The 7,461-nt window shown below is 58.6% G+C and carries 5 protein-coding genes; all 5 read right to left on the bottom strand.

Annotated features, from left to right (window positions below):
• Window positions 1-173: 173 nt before the first annotated feature.
• A complete protein-coding gene (locus ACESUZ_RS09745; RefSeq protein WP_161194567.1) occupies window positions 174-1,178 on the bottom strand; it encodes a nucleoid-associated protein in 1,005 nt (334 codons plus the stop codon).
• Window positions 1,179-1,289: 111 nt separating this feature from the next.
• Window positions 1,290-2,450, bottom strand: coding sequence for a DUF2974 domain-containing protein (locus tag ACESUZ_RS09740; RefSeq protein WP_373199847.1), 1,161 nt, complete (start codon window positions 2,448-2,450; stop codon window positions 1,290-1,292).
• Window positions 2,451-2,577: 127 nt separating this feature from the next.
• Complete coding sequence (locus ACESUZ_RS09735; protein ID WP_373199845.1) at window positions 2,578-3,528, bottom strand: L-lactate dehydrogenase; 951 nt, start codon at window positions 3,526-3,528, stop codon at window positions 2,578-2,580.
• Between the two features lie 201 nt (window positions 3,529-3,729).
• Complete coding sequence (locus tag ACESUZ_RS09730; RefSeq protein ID WP_373199843.1) at window positions 3,730-4,893, bottom strand: pyridoxal phosphate-dependent aminotransferase; 1,164 nt, start codon at window positions 4,891-4,893, stop codon at window positions 3,730-3,732.
• Window positions 4,894-5,011: 118 nt separating this feature from the next.
• Window positions 5,012-7,012, bottom strand: coding sequence for an NAD(+) synthase (locus tag ACESUZ_RS09725; protein WP_373199841.1), 2,001 nt, complete (start codon window positions 7,010-7,012; stop codon window positions 5,012-5,014).
• Between the last annotated feature and the right edge of the window lie 449 nt (window positions 7,013-7,461).

Below are 7,461 nucleotides of genomic sequence, written 5' to 3'. Positions count from 1 at the left end.
GTCGCAGCCCCGACCCGCGGTCACGAGCGGGGGCTCCTGTCGTTTCCGTGCCCCTGGATTGGGTCATAGTGTCTGACGTATGCTCAGTCTGCAACGTAATTCAGCTCCAAGCAAAAAAGGCCGAAGTCCCGAAGGGCTCCGACCTTTGTTTTTCTGCAGCGTTCAAGCGCAGTTTATCGATTCTCAATTGACCCGATGTTTTTGAGCTCGATGGAAATGAGGCCGTTGGGCTCGTTGACGAACTCGATGTACTCGGAGTTCGAACCTATCTCGGCCGGGAAGCTGATCTCGATACCCGTGTCGGTACGGATCTTGTGATTACGCACGGCCGCGCGCTCAACTTGCTTGCGCTCCACAGGCACGCGCTCAGGCACCTTCTCCTCGGTCAGCGCCGCACGCACGCTCTCCTTGATGACCGGCTCGTCCTCAAAGACCTCATCGACGATATCCCAAGGGGGCAGTTCCTCGTCATCCTCAACTTTCTCGGCAACAGCAGCCTTAACCTTGGCGAGTGCTACAGCCGTGTTGGCACCGTGCTCCTCGGCGACTTCCTCGACCACACGCGTCACGGTGTCGATGACCTCCTTGCCCGATACCCCCGTGTCGCACTGCAGCAGGCCATCGGGAATGAGCATGCGATCCTCGCCGGCAATCTTTCGCTTCTTATCCACATAGCCGATCTCCATGGTGCTTGCACGCACAATGGCATAGCTCGGCACCTTTTGCGAAGGGTTCGGCAGAATGGCATAGTGGCGCGCGATGTCGTTACGAACCTCGCCCTCTTCGCGACCCACCTCGTGCATGAATGCCTGCTTGGAGCCCAGCAGCATCACGGCAAACCAGCGGGCATCCTCATCATCGTCAAAGTCCGCCACAAGCACGTCAGTGGACTCGGCTTTCTCGGCCTTGGTAAGTTCGGAAGAGATGAACTCCGCAATCTGCTGAGACAGATCCACGAACTCACGCTCACCAAAGAAATAGCCCTTGAGCTCGCCGCCGAATGCGGAGTTCTCGGCAAACGTGGCACGCTTGTTATCAGCCGAGGTACGAGCGCGCCGCAGGTGCGTGGTTACGAAATTACGCACGGTGCGGCTCTCGATATCGAGCTCGCGCTGGCTCATGACGTTGACGGCCGAGTCAAAGTCCAGGATATGCAGAATCGCGTGATTGATTTTCATATACGGCATTCCGTTCTAGATCGAATTGAGCACGAACCAGTATAGCTGTCGAGCCCGCCCCAGGCGCATCGAAGATTGGTGCATCGGGGACAGGTTGCTTTGCACCAATGGTTAGCGCAGGAGCTCGGACTGCCAAGCCTCGAGCTGTTCTGCCAAGCTCTTGCCGGCAGCGGGCATGTCGATCTGGGGACGTTTGGGCAGAAGCGCACACTTAAGAATCGCAACGATAGTCTGCGAGACAAAGCGTCGCGTATCCTTGTCAAAGCCTTGCGCAGCCTGGAGCATCACGGGCAGGCTCTCGCGCAGATTCCCAGCGATATCCGCAAACCGCTCAGCACCCGTAGCCTCAAGCACGGAGAACAACGCATCTACAAAACGCTCGCGCTCGCTAGGCGACACCGCAAGCAGCATCTCGCGAATGGAGCCATCAACGTATCGAGCACCGGCGGACAGGCGCTCACAGTACACGAAGTCGCGACCATCAACCACCCAGCTAAAGGGATTATGCTGAAGCAGGCTGAACTCGGTGCTCTCAACGATGGCATAGTCCTCCTGTGTCTCGAACATCATGCCAAAGATTGACGACCGAGGTAGCGTCTTGTCGATTCGACCGGATAGGTCGGCAAAGGCGTTGCCGCTCAGAAACTCCTCGACGAAGCCCGGACCATCATGGGAATACGCCCGTTCGATTCGCTCACGGGCGACATCGGGGCACATCGCCGCACCGTACACCGCAAGGTTTCCACCCTTGGAATGACCTCCGCACAAAAGCGGCCCGTCAATCGCATCCGCCGCCTCGTCTACATAACGCGCCGCGCATTCCTGGGCCGGCACAGGACACCGGAACGCCATGTTAAAGTCCTCTTTCCAGCCCACAATCGTGCTGTCGGTCCCCCGGAAGGCAAGATAGCTAAACCCCGCCGGAAATCGGAACGTCATGGCCGCAAACTGCTCCGTTGTCTCGGCATCACTCACGCTACGATAGCCGCAAACACGAACGCCACGGTAGCGAGGGCTTGCTGCCACAGCCTCCAACAGGGCACGGCTCCCCTCCGGATCCCACAGGTCGCCAATCATGTCTTGGTAGCACTCGGCGCGCAGCAGCTCGCGTACGTCTAGGCCCTGCCAGTTCGTCAGCTCCGCCATATCACCCGGCAAACGCAAATAGGACAACCACGCAAAGACCAGGCTATCCACCGCGCAGAACGGCCGTTCCTCAAACGGATCAAACGCCGTCTGGGCATAGGTCAAAAAATTAGGCGAATCCGACATGGCCCTCCCATCAACTATGGTGCATTGGGGTGGTGCAAAGTAACCTGACCCCCTCGCACCAAAAAGGCGCCCGGACCGTGTGGCCCGGACGCCTTTCATTGTAGCCTGTTGCTTAAATGAGCCGAATTTAGCAGGAGAAGTCGACGCTGTCGATGATGTCCTTGAGGGCCTTGGCGGAAACGGTGAGCTCATGCTGCTCGTCATCGTTCAGCGGTACGGGGACGCGGCAGACAACGCCGTCGCGGCCAACGACGGTCGGCATGGAGATGGCAAGATCGGACAGGCCATACTCGCCCACCATGAGCGAGGAGACAGGCAGAACGGTCTGTTCATCGCGCATGACGGCGGTGCAGATGCGCTTGACGGCCATAGCGACGCCATAGTAGGTGGCGTGCTTCTTCTCGATGATGGTGTAGGCGGAGTTCTTGACGTCCTCGGCGATACGCTTCTCGGCAGCCTCATGCTCCAGGTGGCCGTGAAGCTCGCAGAAGGTGTTCAGCGGAACGCCAGCAACCTGAGCGCTGGACCAAGCGACAAACTCGGAGTCGCCGTGCTCACCCATGACATAGGCCTGGACATCACGCGGGTCAACCTCGACGTGGGCACCAAGCATCTGCTGCAGACGGCCGGTGTCGAGCACGGTGCCGGAGCCGATAACATGGCCCTCGGGCAGGCCGGACATCTTGATGGCGGCGTAGGTCAGAACATCGACCGGGTTGGAGACGATGAGCAGAATGCCGTCGAAGCCGGACTTCTTAATCTCGGGGATAATGGACTTAAAGATTCTGACGTTCTTGTTGACCAGGTCCAAGCGGGTCTCACCGGGCTTCTGGGCAGCGCCAGCGGTGACGACGATCATGGCGGCGTCGGCGACATCGGAATAATCGCCGGCATAGATCTTCATCGGCTCGGCAAACGTCATGCCGTGCGCGATATCCAAGGCCTCACCCTCGGCGCGGTTCTTGTCCACGTCGATGAGGACCATCTCGGAGAACAGACCACTCTGCATCAGCGCGAACGCTGAAGACGAACCGACGAAACCGCAGCCGACAATAGCGACCTTCTTCTCGTTAACCATTAGAAACTCCCATCTCTCTCCACAAACAAGCCGCCCGGGAACGACCCGAGCGGCTTGCCGTAATCCCAATACATCCAATCGGGACTTTGATTATGCTCCTATTCGAAGCCAAAAATCGACCGTTTACCGAAAATGTTTGCAGGATTCGTAAAATAACTGTACGAAATCGGTTTCGATCTATTGACGAGCCGAAATAGCTTTTTAATACAGGCCTGCCTCGCGAATGGCCTCGACAGCCAAAGCAATCTGATCGGGCGGCAGGACCAGCGCCATGCGCACGTGTCCCTCGCCCGAAGGACCAAAACTCGCGCCCGGCGTCACCACAACGCCGGCCTTCTCCATGAGCTCCTCGCAAAACGCCATGGAATCGGTGCGACCACCGGGAAGCTTGGCCCACACAAACATAGAACCATGCGCGTTGGGACGCTCCCAGCCCAGGTCCTCAAGACCGTCGCACAGGGCATCGCGGCGATCCTGGTACTTCAGACGCTGTGCCTCGACCTCATCGCGCGGGCCATTAAGGCACGCGATAGCAGCCTTCTGGATCGGGAAGAACATGCCAAAGTCAATCTGACTGCGCAGCTTGGCAAAGGCAGAGACCACATCCTCGCGGCCGACCAAAAAGCCGATACGCGCACCGGTGACGTTAAACGACTTGGAGAGCGAGAAGAACTCAACGCCCACCTCGATCGCACCAGGGTACTGCAAGAAGCTTCCACCCGGATCGCCGTCGAACACGATGTCGGAGTAGGCATTGTCATGGACGATGAGCAGATCGTGCTCGCGGGCGAAAGCGATGATCTCCTCGTAGACCTCGGGCGTTCCAACCGAGCCCACCGGGTTGGCGGGCAGCGACACGATCATGTACTTGGCACGATCGGCCACCTCGGGATCGATGCCCGCCACATAGGGCAGGTAATTGTGCTCGGCAACCAGCGGATAGTACTCGAGCTTGGCATCGGCGATCTTGGCACCCGCCTCAAAGACCGGGTAGCACGGATCGGGAACCAGGATGGTGTCGCCCGGATCGAGCAGGGCCAGGCCCAAATGGCCCACGCCCTCCTGCGTGCCGTTGCACGACTGCACCATGGACGGCGTAATGCCCGAAACGCCAAAGCGACGCTCATAGTAATCGCACGCGGCTTGCTTGAGTTCGGGCAGGTCGCGCAGGGCATACTTCCACATCTCGGGATCTTGGGCTGCTCGCGTGAGCGCCTCGACCACGTGGTCGTACGGCTTAAAGTCGGGCGTGCCCACGCTCATGTTGTAAATGGTCTTGCCCTGAGCCTTCAGCGCGAGGAGCTTGTTGTTGAGCGAAGCGAAGACCTCCGCGCCAAAGCGGTCGAGACGCTGCGATGCCTGCATGGTGCCACCTTTCGATATAAAAAACGCGGCGCTCCGACAAGAGCGCCGCGCGATACGGGCCATCAGATTGCAAAAGTGTAACGCTTACAAACCCCGCATTGGTTCAATTTAGCCAACCTTAGCCAATTGCATTGAGCGCGTCGATCTGCGCAAGCCACAAACGCGAGCTGGCGTCACTCGGCATACGCCAATCACCGCGCGGGCTGAGCGTCACCGAGCCCACCTTGGGACCATCGGGCAGGCAGCTGCGCTTAAACTGCTGGGCAAAGAAGCGACGATAGAACGTACGCAACCAAGCGTGGACGGTCTTGGCGTCGTAGACGCCCTCGAAACTCTTGAGCGCCATGCGGTAGATCTTGCCCGGCTCAAAGCCAAAACGAAGCAGGTAGTAGAGGAAGTAGTCGTGCAGCTCATACGGGCCCACCAAATCCTCGGTCTTCTGCGCAATCTCGCCATCGCCCGTGGGTGGCAGAAGCTCGGGGGACACCGGCGTATCGAGGATATCGAGCAAGACCTCGGCGATACGCCCGCCAAAGACATCAGCCGCATAACGCACCAGATGGCGCACAAGCGTCTTGGGCACGCTCGCGTTGACGGCGTACATGCTCATGTGGTCGCCATTATAGGTAGCCCAGCCGAGCGCCAGCTCCGACAGGTCGCCCGTGCCGATGACAAAACCGCCAGTCTGGTTGGCCAGATCCATCAGAATCTGCGTACGCTCGCGAGCCTGGCTGTTCTCGTAGGTCACATCCTGCACGGCCGGATCGTGCTCAATGTCCTTGAAGTGCTGTTCCACGGCCGCGTGAATCGAAACCTCGAGGAAGCTCACGCCCAGGTCGCAGGCGAGCGACTCGGCATTCGACTTGGTGCGATGCGTCGTGCCAAAACCGGGCATGGAGACCGCCGTGATACCCGTGCGCGGCAGCCCCAGCGCATCGAAGGCGCGCACGGTCACAAGCAGTGCCAGCGTAGAGTCCAAGCCACCCGAAAGGCCGATGACCGCAGCCTTGGTGCCCGTGTGGGCAAGGCGGGTCTTGAGGCCAGCAGTCTGCAGGTCAAGGATGGTCTCGCAGCGCTCGGCAAGGTCGCCATGGTCGGCCGGCACAAAAGGCGCACGCGGGAAAACGCGGTCGATATCGCAGGCATCGCGCAGGACAGGCTCTTTGGCCGACACGCCCTCAAACGAAAACTCAACGGTCGTGGCCTCCGGCGCATCGTCCGCGCGCGTCCACGTCGTCGAGCGGCGGCGCTCGGCAACCAGACGGTCAAGGTCAACGTCGGCGATGGCCATATCGCAGGTAAGTAGTTTGGTCGCGGCGAGCTTCGAGCCGTTTTCGTAGATAAGGTTCTCGCCCGCAAAGACCATATCGGTCGTGGACTCGCCCTCGCTCGCGTCTGCATAGGCATAGGCGCAGTACAGACGCGCACTCTGGTTAGAGATAAGGCTGCGGCGGTAATCTGCCTTACCGATAATCTCGTCCGAGGCCGACGGGTTGAGGATCACCGTCGCACCGGCAAGCGCCATCTCGGTCGAAGGGGGCGCCGGCACCCACAGGTCCTCACAGACCTCAACGCCCAGCACCAGGTCTTCGGCGCCTTCATCACAGCAGCGAAAGATAAGCCCCGAGCCCAGCGGGACCGGACCCTGACCGGCAAATTCAACCCACACGGGATCCGCAGGCGCCGGAGCAAACCAACGGCGCTCATAGAACTCGCCATAGTTAGGTAGATACTTCTTGGCCGTGAGGCCCAAAAGCTCGCCCGCGCAGCACACGGCGGCGCAGTTGTAGATATTCTCGGCAACCGCAACGGGAAGACCGACGGTAAAGACGATCGGCAACTCACGGGTCTCGTCGAGGATACGTACAAGCACCGCCTCACAGGCATGCAGCAGTGTGCGGTTATGGAACAGATCGGCCGCGGTATAGCCGCACAAGTTGAGCTCGGGCAGCACCAGCGCGCGAACGCCGCGCTCGGCAGCCTCGCGAACAGCCGCCAATGCAACCTCGACATTGTCCTCGACATCGGCAACGCGAATCTGCGGCGACGCCGCCGCCACACGCAAAAAGCCATCGTTCTTATTAGCCGAAACGCAGCATTGCCTTGTTGATCTGGACACTGGAGGCCCCTTCTACCCTGAGATTCAGTCTAACGGACGTTCACATATCTCTAACTAGCCAAAGCAACCTCCCAGTTTACTGAGAGGCCAACCTGTGCTAAGAGCATGTATTTCAATAATATCTTTAATTAAAAAGGAGAAATCGATAATCGACTTCTCCTTTAAGCGAGGCGAGTAAATTTCGAAACTAATGGCAGAATTTATCCATGTAGTCCTCAAAGTCGAACACTTCTACCACGACGCCCTCTTCCTGAAACTCTTTCAGTTGCTCCAAGAGATCTTTGTTAATAACGTCCATGCAGAAACCTCCTCTATCTAATCAATTGTAGTATATCTGCTTTCATGCAATTATCAACCAACTTGTTTAGTTGCCCTTGATTATCGACTTTATCCGAACACCTCCCACATTCATCCGCACATGTGCGGATGAATGTGGGAACCCGATACCC

The sequence above is a fragment of the Collinsella aerofaciens ATCC 25986 genome (assembly GCF_964239575.1).
GTDB classification, from domain to species: Bacteria; Actinomycetota; Coriobacteriia; order Coriobacteriales; family Coriobacteriaceae; genus Collinsella; species Collinsella aerofaciens_BQ.
This window is presented reverse-complemented; position numbering and strand designations above follow the sequence as displayed.